The sequence below is a fragment of the Vibrio sp. 99K-1 genome (assembly GCF_013114585.1).
Lineage (GTDB): Bacteria > Pseudomonadota > Gammaproteobacteria > Enterobacterales > Vibrionaceae > Vibrio > Vibrio chagasii_B.
The window spans coordinates 132,051-151,374 of record NZ_VTXF01000013.1 but is presented as its reverse complement, the minus strand read 5'-3'; the positions used below and the strand labels follow the sequence as shown (position 1 = coordinate 151,374).

The window sequence follows — 19,324 nt, the reverse complement described above, 5'->3', positions numbered from 1 at the left end:
AAACGTATAAAAGTGAAACTAAAAGGCCTGACTCCGATAGAATATCGAACTCAGGCCTTGAAAGCCGCTTAACAGAAATGTCCAACTTTACGGGGTCACTTCAAAATGTAGGGCTTTTGGTATGCATCAACCTATTTCAAGGCGAGACACTTGAATCAAGATTAAGCTAGAAGCTCTTTCGCTGTGTTTACTACGTTTTCAGTAGTGAAACCGAACATCTTGAATAGCTCACCTGCTGGTGCAGATTCGCCGAACGTTGTCATACCGATGATCTTGCCACCGAAACCAACGTACTTGTACCAGAAGTCAGCGATACCAGCTTCTACAGCGATACGCGCTGTTACGTCAGATGGAAGTACAGATTCACGGTACTCAGCGTCTTGCTTGTCGAAAGCGTCAGTTGCAGGCATAGATACTACGCGTACCTTCTTACCTTCAGCTGTCAGTTCAGCCGCAGCGTTAACCGCTAGCTCAACTTCAGAACCTGTAGCGATAAGGATTAGCTCTGGCTTGCCTTCACAATCTTTCAGGATGTAACCACCCTTCGCGATGTTAGCTACTTGCTCTTCGCTACGCTCTTGCTGTGCAAGGTTTTGACGAGAGAAGATTAGAGACGTTGGACCGTCTTTGCGTTCGATAGCCAGTTTCCAAGCGACTGCAGACTCAACTTGGTCACATGGACGCCATGTGCTCATGTTTGGAGTTAGACGTAGAGAAGCGATTTGCTCAACTGGTTGGTGAGTTGGACCATCTTCGCCAAGACCAATAGAGTCGTGCGTGTAAACCTGGATGTTCTGAACTTTCATCAGAGCAGCCATACGCATTGCGTTACGAGCGTATTCCATGAACATTAGGAACGTTGCGCCGTATGGCACGAAACCACCGTGCAGAGCGATACCGTTCATGATCGCCGTCATACCGAATTCACGTACACCGTAGTGAATGTAGTTACCCGCTGGATCTTCAGCAGAAACAGACTTAGAACCAGACCACATAGTTAGGTTAGAAGGTGCAAGGTCAGCAGAGCCGCCTAGGAATTCAGGTAGCATAGCGCCGAACGCTTCTAGTGCGTTTTGAGACGCTTTACGTGATGCGATGTTTGCTGGGTTAGCTTGAAGGTCAGCAATGATTTGGTTTGCTTTCTCTTCCCACTGTGCAGGAAGCTCACCGTTTACGCGGCGTTTGAATTCAGCTGCCAGCTCAGGGTGTGCTGCTTCATAAGCTGCAAGTTTCTCGTTCCACGCTGCTTCCTTAGCTGCGCCTGCTTCTTTCGCATCCCATTCTGCGTAAACTTCCGACGGAATTTCAAAAGGACCGTGCTCCCAACCAAGTTCTTTACGTGTAGCTGCAATTTCTTCAGCGCCTAGTGGTGCACCGTGACAGTCGTGTGAACCAGATTTGTTTGGAGAACCAAAACCGATGATAGTCTTAGTACAAATTAGAGTAGGGCGTGGGTCCGCTTTAGCAGCTTCAATTGCTGCGTTGATTGCTTCAGCGTTGTGGCCATCTACTGCTGGAATTACGTGCCAGCCGTAAGCTTCAAAACGCTTAGGCGTATCATCAGAGAACCAACCTTCCACTTCACCATCGATAGAGATGCCGTTGTCATCCCAGAAAGCGATAAGCTTACCAAGACCTAGCGTACCTGCTAGAGAACATGCTTCGTGAGAGATACCTTCCATCAGACAGCCGTCACCCATGAATGCATAAGTGAAGTGGTCAACGATGTCGTGGCCTTCTTTGTTGAATTGTGCAGCTAGAGTTTTCTCAGCAAGCGCCATACCAACAGCATTAGTGATACCTTGGCCTAGTGGACCCGTTGTCGTTTCGATACCCGGTGCGTAACCGTACTCTGGGTGACCTGGAGTCTTAGAGTGCAGTTGACGGAAGTTCTTAAGGTCTTCGATTGATAGCTCGTAGCCTGCTAGGTGAAGCAGAGAGTAAATCAGCATAGAGCCGTGGCCGTTTGAAAGAACGAAACGGTCGCGGTCAGCCCACTCTGGGTTTGACGGGTTGTGGTTCAGGTGATCACGCCAAAGAACTTCAGCGATGTCAGCCATACCCATAGGTGCGCCTGGGTGGCCAGAGTTTGCTTGTTGTACGCCGTCCATGCTTAGAGCACGAATAGCATTAGCTAGATTTTTACGGTCCATAATAACTACCAGTGTTTATATATTGGATTGGAAATTGAAAGGGGAACGCAAACGTTCCCCTTTTTTAATTCTGTGTGATTACAGCTTAGCTGCGATCATGTCTTCTAGTTTGCCTTGGTCAACTGCGAAGTTGCGGATACCTTCTGCAACTTTCTCAACTGCCATCGCGTCTAGGTTGTGCTCCCATAGGAACTCAGCGTGAGTCATTGGAGCAGGACGCTCTTTAGAGCCTTTAGAGTCAACTAGCTTCTCTACAACTTCACCTTCGGCAGCTTCTAGTTCAGCTAGAAGCGCAGGAGCGATAGTTAGACGGTCACAACCAGCAAGTTCTAGGATCTCGCCGATGTTACGGAAGCTTGCGCCCATAACAACAGTGTTGTAGCCGTGCTCTTTGTAGTAGTTGTAGATGTCAGTTACTGAGATTACGCCTGGATCTTCAGATGCTTCGAAGTCGCGACCTTCTTTCGCTTTGTACCAGTCCATGATACGACCAACGAATGGAGAGATTAGGAATACGCCAGCTTCAGCACATGCACGAGCTTGTGCGAAAGAGAATAGAAGCGTTAGGTTACAGTTGATGCCTTCTTTCTCTAGGATTTCAGCAGCACGGATACCTTCCCAAGTAGAAGCCAGTTTGATTAGGATGCGATCGTTCGTGATGCCAGCATCGTTGTACATTTTTACTAGCTGACGAGCTTTAGCTACGCTGCCTTCAGTGTCGTAAGAAAGACGAGCATCAACTTCTGTAGAGATACGGCCTGGGATTGTTTTCAGGATTTCTTTACCGATGTTTACTGCAAGCATGTCACAAGTGTCTTGTACTTGTTGTGCTTTATCAGCGCTTTGCGCTTTAGCGTATTCGATTGAAGCATCGATAAGTGGCGCATACTCTTCGATTTGAGCCGCTTTAAGAATCAGAGAAGGGTTAGTTGTTGCATCTTCTGGCTGGTACTTTTTGATTGCATCGATTTCACCAGTGTCTGCTACTACTGTCGTTAGTTTACGAAGTTGCTCTAATTTGTTGCTCATTTTGATCATCCTATCTATCGCATTACATCTCGTGAGAAGAGAGATGTGGGCATTTGCAAGCTAACTAATGAAGTTCTCAGTGGAGTTTCCAGTGAGCCAAACTTACATTAATTTAAATTTTTCTTCGAACGAACATTTGTACAGAACATTTGATCGCTCGATGAGTAAATGATGTAGCCATATTTATCCGATCTAGCACCAAAGTCAACGACAAATAGTGCGGTATGGTGACTTCAGTCAAATATATTTCGCTCTAGTAATCATGGGCGATACAAGCAAACGTTTAATACGCTGAGCAAGGTGAATTAATCAACAATAAAACCATGGCTATCACCTTGAACAAATGTTCCTTGTTGTTACATATGTTCAAGGTGTAAACTTGTGTATCACTTGCTTGGTCATCGAACATTTGTTCTCTAAGCAGGTAAAATAATTGTTAAATATAGGTTGAGTGGTATATGAGTAAGAATATCCAAGATGCTTCCGAAGAAAACACTGATCTGCTGACTGAAGTCGCGGTTGCTTATTATCAGGACGGTGCCACCCAAGAAGAGATCTCGAAAAAGTTCTCTATCTCTCGTGCAAAGGTTGGTCGTATGCTCAAGCAAGCCCGTGATGAAGGCATTGTTGAGATAACTGTTAAATACCACCCTGTGTTCAGCGCCAAGATCGAGCAACGCTTGATTGAACGCTTTGGTGTTAAGCGTGCTCTTGTTGCTCTGGATCAACCGAATGAAGAGCAGCAACGTCTTCAAGTTGCCGGTTTAGTGTCGAACTATCTAACCAGCACATTAAAAAACGGCATGGTCGTAACAGTCGGGCAAGGTCGTAACGTGTCTTCTGTTGCTCACCACACAGGTGTCATTACCCCTCGTGATTGTAAGTTCGTGTGTGGTATCGGAGGCATTCACCCAAGAGGCGGTATGTTCAATGCCGACCACATTTGTCGTCAGCTGGCGAAAAAGTACGGTGGTTCGTCTGAGACTTTGTATGCCCCGGCTTATGCCGAGAATAAAGCTCAAAAAACTGCTTTTATGGAAAACAGCACAGTTAAGCAAACACTCGATCTCGCTCGAAAGGCAGATGTAGCATTAGTGGGTATCGGTGACATGAGCGAAAACAGCTACATGGTTGACCTAGGTTGGTTTACCGCGGGTGAGGTAGTTCAATCGCGTCTACTACAAGGTGTGGTAGGTGACTTCGCAGGTTATGACTTCTTCGACGTACACGGTAAAGCAGCAAACACCGTTATGAGTGACCGAGTGATCGGTTTGGGTTTAGAAGAGTTTCGCCCAATCGCAGAGGTGATTGCCATTGCCGCGGAAAACAGTAAACCGCTCGCGTTGTTAGGTGCATTAAGAACCGGCGTGGTTGATGTTATAGCAACTAGCGTAAGTAATGCATTAACCGTGCTGAACTTAGATGAGCAGATGACATTAATTGATAAATAAACTACTTATTGTTGTCTTCCTTTTTAATACGCTTTTATTCTAATTAAAAATGGGTGGGTTATTCAGCCTTCCCACTTAATTACATTATTTATACTGTCATAAATTAAGTTTATATAAGAACAGGTATAATTATTATTTATAGGTTTAGTTAGAAACTTAATTGGTTTACATAAATCCCCATTGATAAAGTCGCGTTGCATTTAACGCATCAACTATCTCTTATGAGAAAGAATTATTAATGGGATTATCCTAATGAGGACAAAACTAATTTGTACTTTCATAGCAGCGTTATTGGCTGTTAGTACGGTACAAGCAACCACTTTACCTGCACCGATTTGGCATACGATAACTTTTGTTGACGGTAGTTCTAAAGAACTAAGGTTAATGGGCTCTCAGCATATGTTTTGGTATCAAGACCAAACAGGTAGCCTCTATATCCAAGACTCTGACAGCCAATGGTATTTTGCTAGATATGAAAGAAATGAAGAAGAGCAAGGCAGAATAGTTTCCACAGGAGTTCTAGCTTCGAGTGAGGCAGATGTACCTTCTGAATCCAATGTTAGGCATATAAAAATAGACCCAACATATTTCGATGAACTAATTGAATCACCCGCGGCTAATAACAAGAGGTTTAATTATATAGGAAACCAAAGTTCGCGTGAAAGCCGAGCTTTAAATAATAGAATTATAGAGCAGCCGTTATTAGTGGTACAGGTTAGCTTTTCAAACGAAAAAGTGGACCATGACTTTCAGTCGACGATATTTGGAACCGATCAACAGAGCGTTCAAGATTATTTTCTAAAAAATAGCTACGGTAACTATAAAGTTGTTCCAGCGAAAGAGAGTGAAGGAACAAAGAATGACGGTGTAATTAATGTCACTCTAGATATTGAACATCCAAACTGCCACTCCAAATCAGAGCGTAATTGCCAAACTAAGCTCAATAATGTGTTTGAAAAAGCATATGAAGCCCTAGATGTGGATTTCAATCTTGCTCAATACGACTTGAACAATGACGACAGCATCTCGCCTCAAGAACTCTCCGTTATGTTCGTCTTTGCGGGTAATGATAAATCTAGCGGTACCCGAAAGACCCCAACGATTTGGCCTCATAAGTACGCTCACAGCACCGTCGAGATTGATGGAAAGCGAATCAGCGCGTATTGCTTGTTTGCTGATTATCAAGACGACCATCAGTCAACCATGGGAGTAATAGCGCACGAACTTGGGCATTTAATGTTGGGTTTACCGGATCTTTACTCTTATAAACATGACGGCTCAATTGGACATTGGGGTTTGATGGGAGGCGGAAGCTGGGCAAGAAAGCCTAGCGACGAGTACGCAGGTCAGACTCCAGTAAACATGCTGGCATGGAGTAAAGAGGCGTCAGGTTTTCTTAAGCCAACCGTTCTTTCAGAGAATGGCCAGGTACAAATTGACACGAATAAGGGGGAAAGTGTGATCCACCTTGACCCATACTTAAAGCAGTTTGGGCCTCGAGCTTATATTGAGAACCGACGCAAAACCGACTACGACCAAGCACTTAGTGGCGAAGGCTTGCTCATTACGGCGGTAAATATAGATAACCAGTTCAATAGTGATGGCCCGATGCAGGTTCAGGTATTTCAGGCTGATGGCGATGGGCTACTTGAGAGTGGGTTTTCATCCGGTGACTCGGGCGATGTTTTTCCCGGCAGAGAGGCAGTGACGAATATCTCTGATGATTCTGAACCATCTTTGACTGACATTACCGCAGGAAGAAGTACCGATGTAACCATCTCAAATATTAGTAGTGATGCTGATAAGGCAACATTTTCGCTAGCTATCCCTAACGCGGCCACTAAGTCGTCTTGGGTCACGTCATTTGGCCGAACTTATCCCCGTTATAGTACGAATACAAACGTGCTTGGCTTCGCCATTGATGTTGTTGAGGGGCGTGAGGATATTGCAGGGCTGCACTTCTACGCTAAGGCGACGAGTGTTGCTATGCCGATGTTTTATCGACTGATTGAGTATCCGTTTCAATCAAGATTTGGTAATGCTGTGATTGATGAAGCAGCTGGCCGTCTATTGCATCGAGGTGTTGCGCAGCGAGGTGGAGGGCAGATTATTTTTGATGAGCCTGTAAAGCTTGGACTTGGATCCAAGTTATTGGTTTTAGAGATTGAAAACGGCACACCTGAATATTCAACACAGTTTTTAGATGCTTATTTGGGTGATGGACAGAGGAAAGCACAATTCACAGGGGCAATGTCCGATTATAAAACTCGAGGCTTGAGTCGTGGCTTCGGCCAAAACTTCCCTTTTGCGGTACTTTTTGAACAACCAGCGCAAGCTAAGCCTACTGCGGTAGATGACTCTGTCGTTACGGAAGAAGATAGTCCGTTTATGCTCAATTTATTGGCCAATGATCTTAACTTGCCGAGATCTCACCCATATTCAATTGAGATAGGTCGTAAGCCAGCTAAAGGTGTTATCAGAGGTGATACATATTTTCCCTCTATCAACCAGTTTGGACGAGATAGTTTTACCTATAGACTTGTTGATGGTGCTGGGTACAAAAGTGAGTATGCGACTGTTTACGTTGAAATCAAACCGGTGAACGATGCTCCGCAATTTAAGCTCAATAAGATTAAAGTCGGTGCTGTAGCGGGTCAGAAAGTGATATTCGAAGTAACGACGATCACGGATGTCGATTCAGCTGAGCATCAGGTTACTTGGACTCAGACCGAAGGCGCAAGATTGGCATTAAGTGGCACACAATTGAAAGCATTGACTATACGTGTACCCAACGATGCGTTGGAAGGCGAAAAGTATCGATTGAGCGTCAAGGTGCAGGATCCCGTAGGGGGCTACACCGAACAATCGGTCACTGTTGATGTGCATAAAAAGAAAGTATCGTTGTTGGAAACGAAATCTCTACAAGTCAAATATGGCGATGAAGTCCAATTGTTTCCAAATATTAATGGTGAAGTGAAAGCGTTAAATATTCTTGAAGCCCCACGTAATGGACTAGCTAATATAATCGGTGCTCAGATTGTTTATAATGCGCCAGCAGAGCGCAGGCAGGCTTTATATGACAATATTAAATATAAGGTCTTATTGACGAGTGGTGATGAGTGGGTTGGTTCTTTTGATATAGAAGTTTTGCCTAATGTTTCAAACGAATCAGGGGTGACATTGAGTCAAGGTGAATCGTCAGGAGGAAGCTCATCATTTCTTATTCTTTTTATACTTTGCTTAATCTCCAGGTTACGAGTGAAGTGTTGAAATAAAACCATAATATAATTATGCATATACGGAAAGGGCTACGATTGTTAGCCCTTTTTGTGTCCTGCATAACCTCATTTCAGAATGAAATCAGCGTATTTTGTCGCATTTTTTGGAATTAAGTAATATTTATAGGTGTTTAGTTTCATTTGATGGCAATCTAGATCACAAATTTGAACAATCGTGTTTTTGAGTGACTTTTGACCTTAAGTCTTATAAATGTCGATTTTTTACATAAATTTCAAAGCTTTTGTAGTGCTTTAAGGTGTTGGACGCATACGTTTTGGTTATAATTGTGTTGATTGTCATTTGTCTGGAGGGGGTGTTCTGTAAGGGGCCTGGTAGATAAGTGGCAGATGAAATATGTTGTTTGTAAAAGCACATAAGGACTTGTGAATCAGTTGTTGTTGCAAAAAATATCTGTATTTATTGAGATGCATATAAACATTATTTATGGCTTTATAAATAATGTTTTTTTGTATCTCAATGACACTATTGTTACTTTTACGCTGATTTTTAATAAGAATAATTAATAAAAGAACGCAACATCGGGGTAGTTTGCACCATGAAAAACGTCAACAGGTCTATCGACGTAAAATATTTAAGAACATTTTCACACGTTGCTAAGCACAAAAGTTTTACAGCTGCCGCTGAGTCTTTGTTTATGACACAGCCTGCGGTATCTCAGCACATAAAAAAAATCGAGAGTACAATAGGGGCAAGTATTTTTGATCGAAAAGAAGGATTTTTACTGACTAAGCATGGGAAGGTATTATTGGATTACGCTGATCAAACCATGTCCATGTATGAAAGGTTATTTGAAGACCTAGAAAAAGTTGAGCTAAGAGATCAATTTAACATAGCGATCGCCGAGTCATTTTGTTTCGATATGGTCAATCGAGTCATTAATGAGTTTCGAATGCTGAACAATATCGACTTATCCATAAACAGTTTTACTAAGTCCTCTTCGTTGGATCTGTCGCGTTATGACTTAATATTTACTATGGATAGAATTTCACAGGGGAATGGAAAATCTTATCAATTAAAAACGGTAAATTATGTCATCGCGCATTCTTGTTCCCTTGACCCTTATGAGTGCTATCCACAGAGAGTTGTTTTTTGCAGCTCTTTGTCTAAGTCATATGTTCAAGAATTATTAAACGACTATAATATTGATTCATCTCACGTAACAAGTTGGGTTAAAACAAGTTCATGTCAATTGTTAAAAAATGAACTCGAGACGAACGGGACGGTTCTGATTTTTCCTGAGTGGTCATTATGTCACGAAAAATGTAAGACAATCCCATTGCGTCAGAAAGTTAATATGTATGTTTGGTGTAGTGATGAAATTTCGCAAGAACTAGAAACGTTAGGGATAAAAGATAAGATACAGCAGTTATTTCAGATTAGTGATATTGCGGAATCAGGACTAGAACATAATATTATGTGATCAATTTGATAGTGTTGAAATTGTGCTGAAAATAAAACAACTTAAAGTAATGGGTATCCCATAAGGGATACCTTTTTTGTAGCTATTGAAACGCTTTATCTTACCGATTATATACATTATTAAAACTAACCCCCCTCCCATAAAACCTATAGAAATCAAGGTTGCAATGACTAAATCAGGTTGAATCCCAACGACCAATGCTGTCAGTAACTTAACATCGCCAGCACCGATTACCTTGAGGTACCAAAGTAAAACTCCAACAACGAAACACACAATAGAGATCGGCAGGGATGAAGCCAAATAACCGTTTGATAAGGCTACAACCAGGTTAACTACCAATGCAATTTTATTTAAGTTGTTTGGTATTTTCCTGTGTTTCCAATCAAAAATGCATACACAAGAAAATATTGAGAGATTTAGAGCGATTAAAAATGAGTAATTGATTATTTCTATATTCATAAATAAAGGGTATCTATGATTATGTCTCATATCAATAAAATTGTAATTAAAAATAATTATGAAGTCATAAAAATAGTTTATCTATTTCTTAAATAAGATTCTGTTATGCGATCATAATAACTATTAATTGGATGTATATTTTTCAATCCGGTAACTTTCATTTCGCAATTTCAATAAGACCAATGGTCGATATACTTTTTAGAGGATTACTATGTACTACAAAACTTTAGCAAAACTAGCTGAACTAAAAATGAAGTTCGAAGATGATATTCGCGGTGTTACTGCGGTGGAATATGCAATTATTGCTGTTGTAATGTCAGCTTTAGTACTTGCTGCATTTCAAACTGATGCGCTTAAAAATGCAATTACTGGTGCCTTGACCAAGGTTACAACCAACTTGACTACTGCGACTACAGGCAAATAAACGGCCACTAAGAATAATATATTAAGGGGCTTTGGCCCCTATTTTAGGCTTAATATGAACAGAATTATCATTCTCCTTCTTATCGCTTTCTCTATTTTTTCAACATTGATATATATCAACAGCAACTATATTTCATCGGACGAAGAGCCACAACAAGTCCAGAAAAAAGAAGAACCCAAAGTGAGTATTTTAGTCGCTCAAAAAGAGATCAAACGCTCTCAACCCTTGACTCCCAATTTTTACGAGAAGAAGTTTGTCCATATATCGGACTTAGACGGCTATTACTATACCTTAGAAAAAGACATCGTTGTTCAACCTGGGGCTCTTTTTAAAGAAGACATCAGGGAAGGTACTTATTTAACACAAGAGATGATTTCAAACCCGGGCGACCGAGATTATATGTATCTGTCGCTTAATGATGGTGAATTACCTTATTTTTATGAAGTAACGGGCATTGGGGTTGTACAAACATCGACCCTCACTCCTGGCGATAAAGTGAGCTTTGTTTCTACTACATCTTCAAAATCAAACCTCGTAGAGAGTGGATATGGAGACATCGGTGATTTGGTCAGTCGAGTCATTATTAGTGGAGCGCGAGTATTACAGGTGATTAAAGGTAGCGAAGATACCGACTCACAAGATGCTGAAGATAAAAAATACAGCTTAGTTATTGCTCTAAATATGCGCAGTGTATTGAAACTCGAAATGGCTCAAAAAATTGGGGATGTAAATATCATTCCTTCAGAAATTGAAAACCGTTATTTATCTATTCGCAGTAGTGACTTATTAGAAACACAGTTTGGTGTCAGAGAACTACGTGGTAAGGACTAACATGAATTTAAACAAACAACATATAGCCTTGCTATTGTCTGCAATTCTCTCTTGCCCATTGCTCGCATCTGAATTGATGAACTTAGATCAAGGTGCGGCGAAGACCATTAATTTAAAGAGACAGATATCGACAGTATTTGTAGCGAACCAAGAGATCGCTGACTATAAAATTATTGATGAAAACAAGGTTGTCGTTTATGGCGTTGGCCAAGGCACTACCTCAGTGATTGTTTATGATCGTGGAGGAAACGAAATTTACAATGCTGAATTGGTGGTGAATCAAAGCTTAAGGCTACTAAAGCAGACGCTAATCGCGCGATTCCCTGATGAAAACGTAGTGGTTTCCAATGTCGGTGATCAAGTTGTACTCGATGGCATTGTTGGCAGCGAAGAGATTAAACAGAAGATTAATCGCCTTGTTGGTGAAATGCTTAATAAAGAACGTCGTCGTGCCGCTTACGAACTCAAAGATGGAGACGGCGAAGCGCTAGACGAACTCGAGTACACCGCACAATATAACTACGACCAAGTGATTAATAACTTGAAAGTGCTTACTACCGAGCAGATCAACGTAAAACTAACGGTTGCGGAAGTCTCGAGTTCATTTTTAACAGAATTGGGTGTGACTTATAGTGACAGCGGTGAGCCAGGTACTTTTGTTAATAAGCTGCTCGACTTTACTGCTCAAGATATTGTTGCTGTTATTTCTGCGAGCGGTGATGACAAGATTGGGCGCGTACTGGCAGAGCCAAATCTATCCGTTATTTCTGGCGAACAGGCTAGCTTCTTAGCGGGTGGTGAAATCCCAATCGCGGTGCGAGACGAAGACGGCATTACCATCTCCTATAAAGAGTATGGTGTTAAATTGGCGATGGTGGCGAAGGTCACGGATACAGAGAACATCCGCTTAACCTTGATACCTGAAGTGAGTTCAATTGATGAATCAAACAAGACCACTACAGGGCTTATTTCCGTGCCTTCGTTACGCACCAGAAGAGCCCAAACCACGGTCCATTTGAAAGATGGACAAAGCTTTGTACTCGCTGGATTACTGACATCAGAAGAGCGCGAATCGTTAACCAAGATTCCAATTTTGGGGGACATCCCAATCTTGGGTGCACTGTTTAGTCACACCTCTACTAACCGCTCTAAAACTGAACTCATTATCGTCGCTACAGTTAATTTAGTCGATCCAGTTGAGCAAGAGCAGGTCAAGCTGCCGAGCTTTAGGCGTACCAGCGACCTTGAACGACTCCTGAGAATCGACCTTTCTGAACTTGATGAGCCAGAGCTAGAAAACACAATTAACCAAGGAGGGTTCAACTGATGAAATGGATCGCTATTACTCTACTAGCACTGCTTGCCTCAGCTTGTACACATGTTGATAGCACGAACACCAGTATTATTGAGCAGCTAGAAGAACGCTTCGAGTTTGATACGACGAGCAGCGAAGATTCAATGTCACGCTCTGTGGCTTTTATTCGAGAGCTTAATGCAAGAGAGCCTAAGTCAACGTTCTACGTCAAATACAAACCAGATGCGAGTGAGTTCGTGGCTAAGTTACGAGACAGGTTTAAATCGGAGTCGATTGCCAAAGACAGATACAAAGTCGAACTTGCCGCTGACGATCAGCAGAAAAATATCCTGATCATAGGGCGATACGTCCGCATTAAAAGCAGTGACTGTGGCGTGATGGTGTTTTCGAAACGTGAAGACTACCAATTTGGCTGTAGTGTTGAGCACAACCGCAACATTAGTTTGGTTAACCCAATCAAAAAGGCGAAGTAGCGATGGACTTAGATATTTTATTTCGTAACTCGTCGTCGAAAATGAAATCGTCGGTTCAAGCGACAGACTTGGTTGTTTCTGACGACAGCACGTTAACTGAATCGATCCAAGATCTTTACGCAATCGAAGGCTTTCCCAAACCTCTTGAAGTGACTGATATTGATTTGGACGGCGCTTGGAATCAGTCAAACATCAAGTTGAACCATGTTGTATTGGACCTTCGCAGTGCACCAAACGTAATAGAGCAAGTCTCAGAGATTTCGGTTCGACTGGATGTGAACATCTCTTTACTCGTTCTATGTGATGTTGACTCGATAAAGCTGCGTAACCAAGTGCACGCTTTAGGTGCGACATATGTGCTGTGGGATTCTGAACTTGATGCGTTACTTGCGGCAATTAAGTCGACGCAAGAGGGGGAAAGCACCGTTAAAAAAACGCGTGTTGCTAAGCGTATTTTAGTACTCGGAACAAAGGGTGGAATTGGTGTTTCGTGTGTTAGTTCAGTCTTGGCTCACTCTTTGGCTGAACAAGCGAATTTAAAAACGCTTTTGGTCGATCATGACTCAGGGGCTTTGAATAGCGACATTTATATTGGTGTGAAAGGATTAAAAGCCAAACACAACAGTATCGATTTGAATCAAATTGATATCGACAGTGCCATCGCCAAGACCTACGTACATCCGGTGAAAGACAAGCTTGATTATTTGGTGTTAGAGAAGAACGTCGCTTGCCTCTCTGATCACGCGTCAACGCTTTACAACCTTTCTAATCAACTGATTGATCAATATAACTTTATTATCGATTCAGCGCCGCTGTCTTGTTACGAAGAGATGCACGATCAGGAATTGTCAGATAAGTACCATCGCATCTTTATTGTTTGTGAACCGTCGGTGTCTTCATTGCGCTCCTATAACTCTTTGAAGAAAAAGATAGGTAAATCTGAACACCAAATCATTTTCAATTTAAATAGGCCAGCAAAGGACTTTATGGTGACGCTTGCTAGCGCTAAAGAGCGGATCAAAGCCAAAGACAGCATTGACTTCATGTATGAACCGTCGCTTGAGAAGATGGTGGTCCAGCAAGGTATCAATGAGTTGCTTAAATCCAAGTCCTCGTCCGCTGTGCTGAGTATGGTCGCGACATTGACGGGTAAGAAAATTAAACCTAAATCACGCTTTAGTTTGTTTAGAAAATGAATCAATTAAAAGAAATCTACATTCAACTTCGCGATGAAATTTTCGATGCGTTGGATGCGGCGACACTCGTCGAAATCAGTAATCAAGAGCTCGAAGACCAGCTTAAAGACTCTGTGAATATCTTGATCGATAAGAAGCAGTTGCAAGTCAGCTCCTTGAAACGGGTTGATTTGGTTAAGGCACTGCTTGATGAACTGAAAGGCTTGGGACCACTGCAAGCCTTAGTCGATAACGATGATATCTCGGATATTATGATCAACGGGCCTTCGGATATTTTCATTGAAATCAATGGCAAGGTAGAACAGTCGCCGATTCAATTTGTTAACGAAAAGCAGTTAAACACTATAGCTAAGCGGATCGCCTCTAACGTAGGGCGTCGTATTGATGAATCTAAGCCACTTTGTGACGCACGTTTAATGGATGGTAGCCGTGTCAACATCGTAATACCTCCGCTGGCGATTGATGGTACTTCCATTTCTATTCGTAAGTTCAAAGAGCAGAAAATTAAGCTCGAGAATCTTGCAGAGTTTGGTGCTATGTCTGTTGAGATGGCAAAGCTATTGTCGATTGCTAGCCACTGTAAATGCAACATATTGATCTCTGGTGGTACAGGTTCAGGTAAAACAACGCTACTCAATGCGTTATCTGGTTTCATCGGTGAAGGCGAACGTATCGTTACCATAGAAGATGCTGCCGAATTGCAGCTTCAAAAACCGCATATCGTTAGGCTTGAAACTCGACAAGCCAGTGTTGAAGGTACGGGAGAAATTACTGCGCGCGATCTCGTGATCAACGCTCTTCGTATGCGCCCAGACAGAATCATTGTGGGTGAGTGTCGTGGCGGAGAAGCGTTCGAGATGCTTCAAGCAATGAATACTGGCCATGATGGGTCTATGTCGACATTGCACGCCAATACGCCACGCGACGCGATTGCTCGTACTGAAAGCATGGTGATGATGGCAACCGCGAGCCTGCCGATATCTGCAATACGCAGAACCATCGTGAGTGCAGTAGACCTGATTGTTCAGGTAAAGCGTCTTCATGATGGCAGCCGTAAGGTGATGTATATTTCGGAAATTATCGGCATGGAAGGGGATAGCGTAGTGATGGAAGATATTTTTCGTTACGAGGCGAGCTCCGATTTTAAAGATGGGAAAATGGTCGGTGAGTTTAGAACGCCTGGCTTATCTACCCGCTCTGTCATTTATGAACGTGCTAAGTTTTTCGGGCTAGAGCAAGCGGTCAGGGAGATCTTCTCATGACATTCATTCTGATTGCGTCATGGAGCGCGTTGCTGATCTACTTTCTTATTCATCGCTCTCGTCAAAACAAAAAGTTGAGTAGCTTGATCGAGATGGAGGCTGAATTCGAAGGGGTAAAGGGCGTTCGATCTGTTATTGATTCTCAGCAGTTTGAAGAGAGCTACAAAGCCAGATTCCGGAAAAGCTACAAGAAGATAGTCAAGGTATTTCAGCCTAATATGTCGCTGAAGCTTATTCTGTTTGTCTGTGTTTCTGCGTCAGCGGTGTATGCCATCAATGAGTTCTTCTTAAGACAGGATTACCTTGTTTGCCTGATGATCGCTGAGCCCGTTTTGTTCTTCGTTTTTTATAACAAGCTCAAGCAGAGACAGATGGACCGGTTTAAAACCAACTTTCCTGATGCCTTAAACATTTTGAGTGGGGCGATATCTTCTGGGCAAAGTATTATCCATGCATTTGAATATGTTGGTAAGCAGCTTGATAACGAGGTAGGGAAAGAGTTTAAGTTTATGGCCGAACGCTTACTGATAGGCGAGGACCCTGATGACGTACTGGAACGAAGCAGCAATACATTCCCTTATTTAGAATATTTTTTCTTCGCTTCAACAATCCGTATCAACCTAGCACGAGGTGGTCAGCTAAAAGATGTGATCAACAAAATTAACCGACTCATGTTTGATTCGAGGGCGGTAGAGAAGAAAAAGAATGCGTTGACCTCTGAAGCGCGCGCATCGGCAAAAATTATTGCCTGCTTACCGGTAATATTCCTGATCATTTTAAAGTTCACTAGCCCAGAGAACTACAGCTTCGTTATGTTCGAAGAAGCTGGTCAGCCGATTTTTTATTACGTTCTAGTAAGTGAGTTGCTCGGGTTCTTTTGCATTTGGCTGATATTGCGAGGTGTTAACTAATGGACATGAAAACCCTGGGCATTTGGGGGGCGATATTTATAGTTTCAATGGTGCTTGCCACGTACTGCTTGCGATTTTGGGACAACACCAGAGCAAATATTGAAACCCGAAAGATCATTGGTTCGACACGCGAAGAGAAGAAACGAACCGACTTATTTAAATCGATATTATCTCGAATCAGTTTTAATAAAGATGAAACTAAACGCAAGTTAGTGGCCGCGGGTTTTTATAGTGACTTTCTCGCTGATGCTTATTACCTACTTAAAATTGTTCCTTTTAGTATCTGCTTGATTCTTATTGGCTTTGATTTTTATAGCGGAGAAACCGAAGTACTGTTTTCTTTGTTGTATTTATTGGGCGCGTTATTAGCGTTTGTTATTGCGCCCGATACTTATGTGTCTGCTCGGGGTAAAGCCAATATCAAACACATTAGTTCGAGATTACCTTTTTTACTCGACCTGATGAATGTGTGTGTTCATACCGGGATGACTATCGAATCGAGCCTGGAATACTTAGCTAAGGAACTTCATTCGGTCGATAGCAACCTTGCGCACGTCGTTCGAGTTACGGTGGAACGCTCACGTCTTGTTGGCTTGGAAAAGGCGCTAGAGGAGTTTTACGACCTTGTACCAACCAGTGAATCGCAAAGCTTTGTGATGACCATGGTGCAGAGCTTGCAGTTTGGTTCATCTGTAGGCCCTGTATTGGCAACGCTAGCGACCGATATTAGAGAATTGAACATGATGGATCTGGAAGAAAGAATTGGGAAGATGGGGGCAAAAATGTCCATCCCTCTGATCGCTTTTATCATGGTTCCTATTGTTGTTCTCATTGCTGCCCCAGGTATTTTAAGGATGTTGATGTGATTAAAAAGTATTTATTTATCACTGTGCTCTTCGCTTTACTCTCTGGTTGTACAACCGTGAATAATCAACTTGAGACCAAAGAACAACTACTCATAGGGGCCGGCGATTCGCAGAAACTTATCGAGTTCTACAAAGCAAACATACAGTCTGACCCTATATATAAAGTAAAACTCGTTAACCTGTATTTAGACCTAAAGGATATCAAGTCGGCGGAGCTATATCGCAATACCTATAGCGAGAGCAACCTTGATGACCCGGAATACATACTAACTAATGCTCGTATTTACTATCAGAAAAAGAACTTTGAACGCGCGCTAGAAGAGCTAAATAAATACCGCGACGAAGGTGGTACCGAATATGAGTATCAACTTTTAACCGGAAAAATTCTGGCTCAGCAGAAGCAGTTTGTCCAAGCCATCGAACACTTTGAAGAGAGTCGTAAACAAGGTGCATCTGATAGAGAGGCCGGTAATAACATTGCCGTGGTGAAAATAATGCAGGCTGATTATTTAGGTGCGACGGACATTTTATATGACTTATATCTTTCGAATCCGAATGATCAAAGAGTGAGTTCTAACTTGATTCTTTCTTCAGTTAAATCTCAAAGGCCAGATATCGCACTCGAGGTTTTGAAACATTCAAATAGTGATGAACAAGCGCGTAAGCAACTCAAGGCGCTAATGAGGTCAATATCTAAAAGCGGAGGGAACAAGACCGTGACACAGTCAACAATAGAGATGGAACAACAGCTTATTGGCTCTCAAGCTAATTCAGGTGGCTTTGTTGCCCCAACATCACGTGTGAGCAAGCTTGATGCTACCAAAGACTTTCAAGCGTCTAAACACAGTGTGGACGGTTCGGTACTTGATCCTAGAAAACTTAAACCAAACGCAAAGCCTATTTATCGCGTACAAGTTTTGGCAACGTACACTGCGATTCCTTCAGACTTTTTGAATTATTTGAAAACAAACTATGGCTCCGTCTATTCCTATACACATGGGCTGTGGAAGCGTTACTGCATAGGTGATTTCAATGACCTGGATGAAGCCAAGGCGTTTCTCAATAGCATTGATATCAAAGGAGCATTTGTTGTTGATTACACCAAGAAAAGGTATGTCCGTTTATGAGATCGTTTAAACGAAAGCAAAAGGGTGCATTGACGGTTGAAGTCGCTATGGGTATTCCGATTTTCCTCGCGATTGTCTTCGGATGGGTTGAGATCTGCATTTTGACGTTTTCTATGAGTATGACTGACCATGCATTAACGACGGCAGTGATGCGAACCAAAAAAGCGGGTGACTCGAGTAGTAGTCAATCCATTAACTACGGGCAAATGATCAAAGATGAGTTGAACAAAGCCGGTGGAGCATTATGGAGTAACGTCGTTAAAGAGGGTAGCGTCATCATTCATGTGAACTATTTCCGAGACTACGAAGGTTTTCTGAAATGCACTGACACCTATGCCTCTGCAGACAAGTGCCCGGATAAGAAAGATGAACCAGAAGACATGGCACTTGCAGTTTACGCTTTGGAATACACTTACGATCCCATTGTGTCTATTTGGTTCCCTGATATGCCGATAAAGCGTGAAGTTATTACGATCCAAGAGTATGAAAGGTGCTCTTTCAAAATTGGTCAGGGGGCAGGCTGTGCAAGTTAAACAAAAAGGATCGTTTGCGGTTGAACTGGCGATGGTGCTTGTCTTTGCTTCTGGCATTTTCTTAGTTGTAGTGAACCACATGCTAGCGATTAACAAGAAAGGCCAATTGGACAGAGCCACATATTCAATGACCACGATTTTCGCAGAGCGGAAGCAGTTATTTAACGCCAACATGGACATTTGCGCAGGTGATTGCAGGAAAACAGAACACAACGCCTTTGCAATTGCGTCGGCTTCGATGAAGCGGATGATTCCGAACTTTGACAAAACCAAATTCGGAATGCGCATTGATGAGATAAGGCTCGAAGAGACTGCTGTTTCTGGAAGTAAAGTGAACTACCGAAGGGTTCAAAAGACACTAAGCAAAGGAAACATACAGGGTTGTGATTTTCCTGATATGAGCGATATCACCAAAGAAAAAGCGATTGAAATGCTTCCCGTCACTTCCAGAGGGCGCAGATTACCCATGTATCAGGTTTCATTGTGCTATGAGATCCCAACAAACCTGATTGGTATCGCGAACGGTGAGGTCTTCCGTCTTGTGAGCTCTTCTTATTCATTTGCGAGGGTTTAA

At 42.4% G+C, this 19,324-nt stretch carries 17 protein-coding genes; 14 read left to right on the top strand and 3 right to left on the bottom strand.

Annotated elements, in window-relative coordinates:
- Positions 1-161: 161 nt before the first annotated feature.
- Together tkt and tal are read right to left on the bottom strand one after the other, a co-directional pair.
- Positions 162-2,153 carry a transketolase gene (gene tkt, locus F0228_RS12310; RefSeq protein WP_128164655.1) on the bottom strand — a complete coding sequence of 664 codons (1,992 nt, stop codon included), beginning with the start codon at positions 2,151-2,153 and terminating at the stop codon, positions 162-164.
- Between the two features lie 78 nt (positions 2,154-2,231).
- Positions 2,232-3,182, bottom strand: a complete 951-nt coding sequence (gene tal, locus F0228_RS12305; RefSeq protein WP_032552749.1) for a transaldolase — start codon at positions 3,180-3,182, stop codon at positions 2,232-2,234.
- A gap of 458 nt (positions 3,183-3,640) precedes the next feature.
- Between tal and F0228_RS12300 the strand changes: the two genes are divergently transcribed.
- From F0228_RS12300 to F0228_RS12290, 3 genes are all read left to right on the top strand, one after another.
- Positions 3,641-4,633, top strand: coding sequence for a sugar-binding transcriptional regulator (locus F0228_RS12300; RefSeq protein ID WP_171762280.1), 993 nt, complete (start codon positions 3,641-3,643; stop codon positions 4,631-4,633).
- Positions 4,634-4,885: 252 nt separating this feature from the next.
- Positions 4,886-7,903 carry a M6 family metalloprotease domain-containing protein gene (locus F0228_RS12295; RefSeq protein ID WP_171762279.1) on the top strand — a complete coding sequence of 1,006 codons (3,018 nt, stop codon included), beginning with the start codon at positions 4,886-4,888 and terminating at the stop codon, positions 7,901-7,903.
- Between the two features lie 565 nt (positions 7,904-8,468).
- Positions 8,469-9,353: a LysR family transcriptional regulator gene (locus F0228_RS12290; RefSeq protein ID WP_171762278.1), complete on the top strand. Its 885-nt coding sequence runs from the start codon at positions 8,469-8,471 to the stop codon at positions 9,351-9,353.
- Here the strand turns inward: F0228_RS12290 and F0228_RS12285 are convergent, their stop codons facing one another.
- A complete protein-coding gene (locus F0228_RS12285; RefSeq protein WP_171731937.1) occupies positions 9,354-9,812 on the bottom strand; it encodes a prepilin peptidase in 459 nt (152 codons plus the stop codon).
- Positions 9,813-10,023: 211 nt separating this feature from the next.
- Between F0228_RS12285 and F0228_RS12280 the strand changes: the two genes are divergently transcribed.
- The 11 genes from F0228_RS12280 to tadF are packed head-to-tail and all read left to right on the top strand — an operon-like array spanning position 10,024 to position 19,324.
- Complete coding sequence (locus F0228_RS12280) at positions 10,024-10,236, top strand: Flp family type IVb pilin (protein ID WP_061032339.1); 213 nt, start codon at positions 10,024-10,026, stop codon at positions 10,234-10,236.
- A gap of 54 nt (positions 10,237-10,290) precedes the next feature.
- Positions 10,291-11,067 (top strand): hypothetical protein, encoded by a 777-nt coding sequence (locus F0228_RS12275; protein ID WP_061032340.1) that lies wholly within the window; start codon positions 10,291-10,293, stop codon positions 11,065-11,067.
- Position 11,068: 1 nt separating this feature from the next.
- Positions 11,069-12,394 (top strand): pilus assembly protein N-terminal domain-containing protein, encoded by a 1,326-nt coding sequence (locus F0228_RS12270; RefSeq protein WP_061032341.1) that lies wholly within the window; start codon positions 11,069-11,071, stop codon positions 12,392-12,394.
- The gene (locus tag F0228_RS12265; RefSeq protein WP_116871394.1) at positions 12,394-12,855 is read left to right on the top strand and encodes an ATPase; all 462 of its coding nucleotides are present in this window, start codon (positions 12,394-12,396) and stop codon (positions 12,853-12,855) included. Before F0228_RS12270 ends, F0228_RS12265 begins: the two co-directional genes overlap by 1 nt.
- 2 nt (positions 12,856-12,857) lie before the next feature.
- A complete protein-coding gene (locus tag F0228_RS12260; protein WP_060980417.1) occupies positions 12,858-14,051 on the top strand; it encodes an AAA family ATPase in 1,194 nt (397 codons plus the stop codon).
- A complete protein-coding gene (locus F0228_RS12255) occupies positions 14,048-15,313 on the top strand; it encodes a CpaF family protein (protein ID WP_061032344.1) in 1,266 nt (421 codons plus the stop codon). Before F0228_RS12260 ends, F0228_RS12255 begins: the two co-directional genes overlap by 4 nt.
- The gene (locus F0228_RS12250) at positions 15,310-16,224 is read left to right on the top strand and encodes a type II secretion system F family protein (RefSeq protein WP_061032345.1); all 915 of its coding nucleotides are present in this window, start codon (positions 15,310-15,312) and stop codon (positions 16,222-16,224) included. The genes F0228_RS12255 and F0228_RS12250 overlap by 4 nt, the downstream gene beginning before the upstream one ends.
- Positions 16,224-17,090, top strand: coding sequence for a type II secretion system F family protein (locus F0228_RS12245; RefSeq protein ID WP_061032346.1), 867 nt, complete (start codon positions 16,224-16,226; stop codon positions 17,088-17,090). Before F0228_RS12250 ends, F0228_RS12245 begins: the two co-directional genes overlap by 1 nt.
- A complete protein-coding gene (locus F0228_RS12240; protein WP_116871396.1) occupies positions 17,087-18,217 on the top strand; it encodes a CDC27 family protein in 1,131 nt (376 codons plus the stop codon). Before F0228_RS12245 ends, F0228_RS12240 begins: the two co-directional genes overlap by 4 nt.
- Positions 18,214-18,750 (top strand): TadE family protein, encoded by a 537-nt coding sequence (locus F0228_RS12235; protein WP_061016700.1) that lies wholly within the window; start codon positions 18,214-18,216, stop codon positions 18,748-18,750. The genes F0228_RS12240 and F0228_RS12235 overlap by 4 nt, the downstream gene beginning before the upstream one ends.
- Complete coding sequence (tadF, locus tag F0228_RS12230; RefSeq protein WP_061032347.1) at positions 18,740-19,324, top strand: tight adherence pilus pseudopilin TadF; 585 nt, start codon at positions 18,740-18,742, stop codon at positions 19,322-19,324. The genes F0228_RS12235 and tadF overlap by 11 nt, the downstream gene beginning before the upstream one ends.

What these genes read in the sequence shown, in the direction of transcription:
- F0228_RS12245 (WP_061032346.1), top strand. Translation starts at nt 16,224, where the DNA reads ATGGACATGAAAACCCTGGGCATTTGGGGGGCGATATTTATAGTTTCA.
- F0228_RS12280 (WP_061032339.1), top strand. Translation starts at nt 10,024, where the DNA reads ATGTACTACAAAACTTTAGCAAAACTAGCTGAACTAAAAATGAAGTTC.
- tal (WP_032552749.1), bottom strand. Translation starts at nt 3,182, where the DNA reads ATGAGCAACAAATTAGAGCAACTTCGTAAACTAACGACAGTAGTAGCA.
- F0228_RS12265 (WP_116871394.1), top strand. Translation starts at nt 12,394, where the DNA reads ATGAAATGGATCGCTATTACTCTACTAGCACTGCTTGCCTCAGCTTGT.
- F0228_RS12235 (WP_061016700.1), top strand. Translation starts at nt 18,214, where the DNA reads ATGAGATCGTTTAAACGAAAGCAAAAGGGTGCATTGACGGTTGAAGTC.
- tkt (WP_128164655.1), bottom strand. Translation starts at nt 2,153, where the DNA reads ATGGACCGTAAAAATCTAGCTAATGCTATTCGTGCTCTAAGCATGGAC.
- F0228_RS12260 (WP_060980417.1), top strand. Translation starts at nt 12,858, where the DNA reads ATGGACTTAGATATTTTATTTCGTAACTCGTCGTCGAAAATGAAATCG.
- F0228_RS12270 (WP_061032341.1), top strand. Translation starts at nt 11,069, where the DNA reads ATGAATTTAAACAAACAACATATAGCCTTGCTATTGTCTGCAATTCTC.
- F0228_RS12290 (WP_171762278.1), top strand. Translation starts at nt 8,469, where the DNA reads ATGAAAAACGTCAACAGGTCTATCGACGTAAAATATTTAAGAACATTT.
- F0228_RS12300 (WP_171762280.1), top strand. Translation starts at nt 3,641, where the DNA reads ATGAGTAAGAATATCCAAGATGCTTCCGAAGAAAACACTGATCTGCTG.
- F0228_RS12295 (WP_171762279.1), top strand. Translation starts at nt 4,886, where the DNA reads ATGAGGACAAAACTAATTTGTACTTTCATAGCAGCGTTATTGGCTGTT.
- F0228_RS12250 (WP_061032345.1), top strand. Translation starts at nt 15,310, where the DNA reads ATGACATTCATTCTGATTGCGTCATGGAGCGCGTTGCTGATCTACTTT.
- F0228_RS12275 (WP_061032340.1), top strand. Translation starts at nt 10,291, where the DNA reads ATGAACAGAATTATCATTCTCCTTCTTATCGCTTTCTCTATTTTTTCA.
- F0228_RS12255 (WP_061032344.1), top strand. Translation starts at nt 14,048, where the DNA reads ATGAATCAATTAAAAGAAATCTACATTCAACTTCGCGATGAAATTTTC.
- F0228_RS12285 (WP_171731937.1), bottom strand. Translation starts at nt 9,812, where the DNA reads ATGAATATAGAAATAATCAATTACTCATTTTTAATCGCTCTAAATCTC.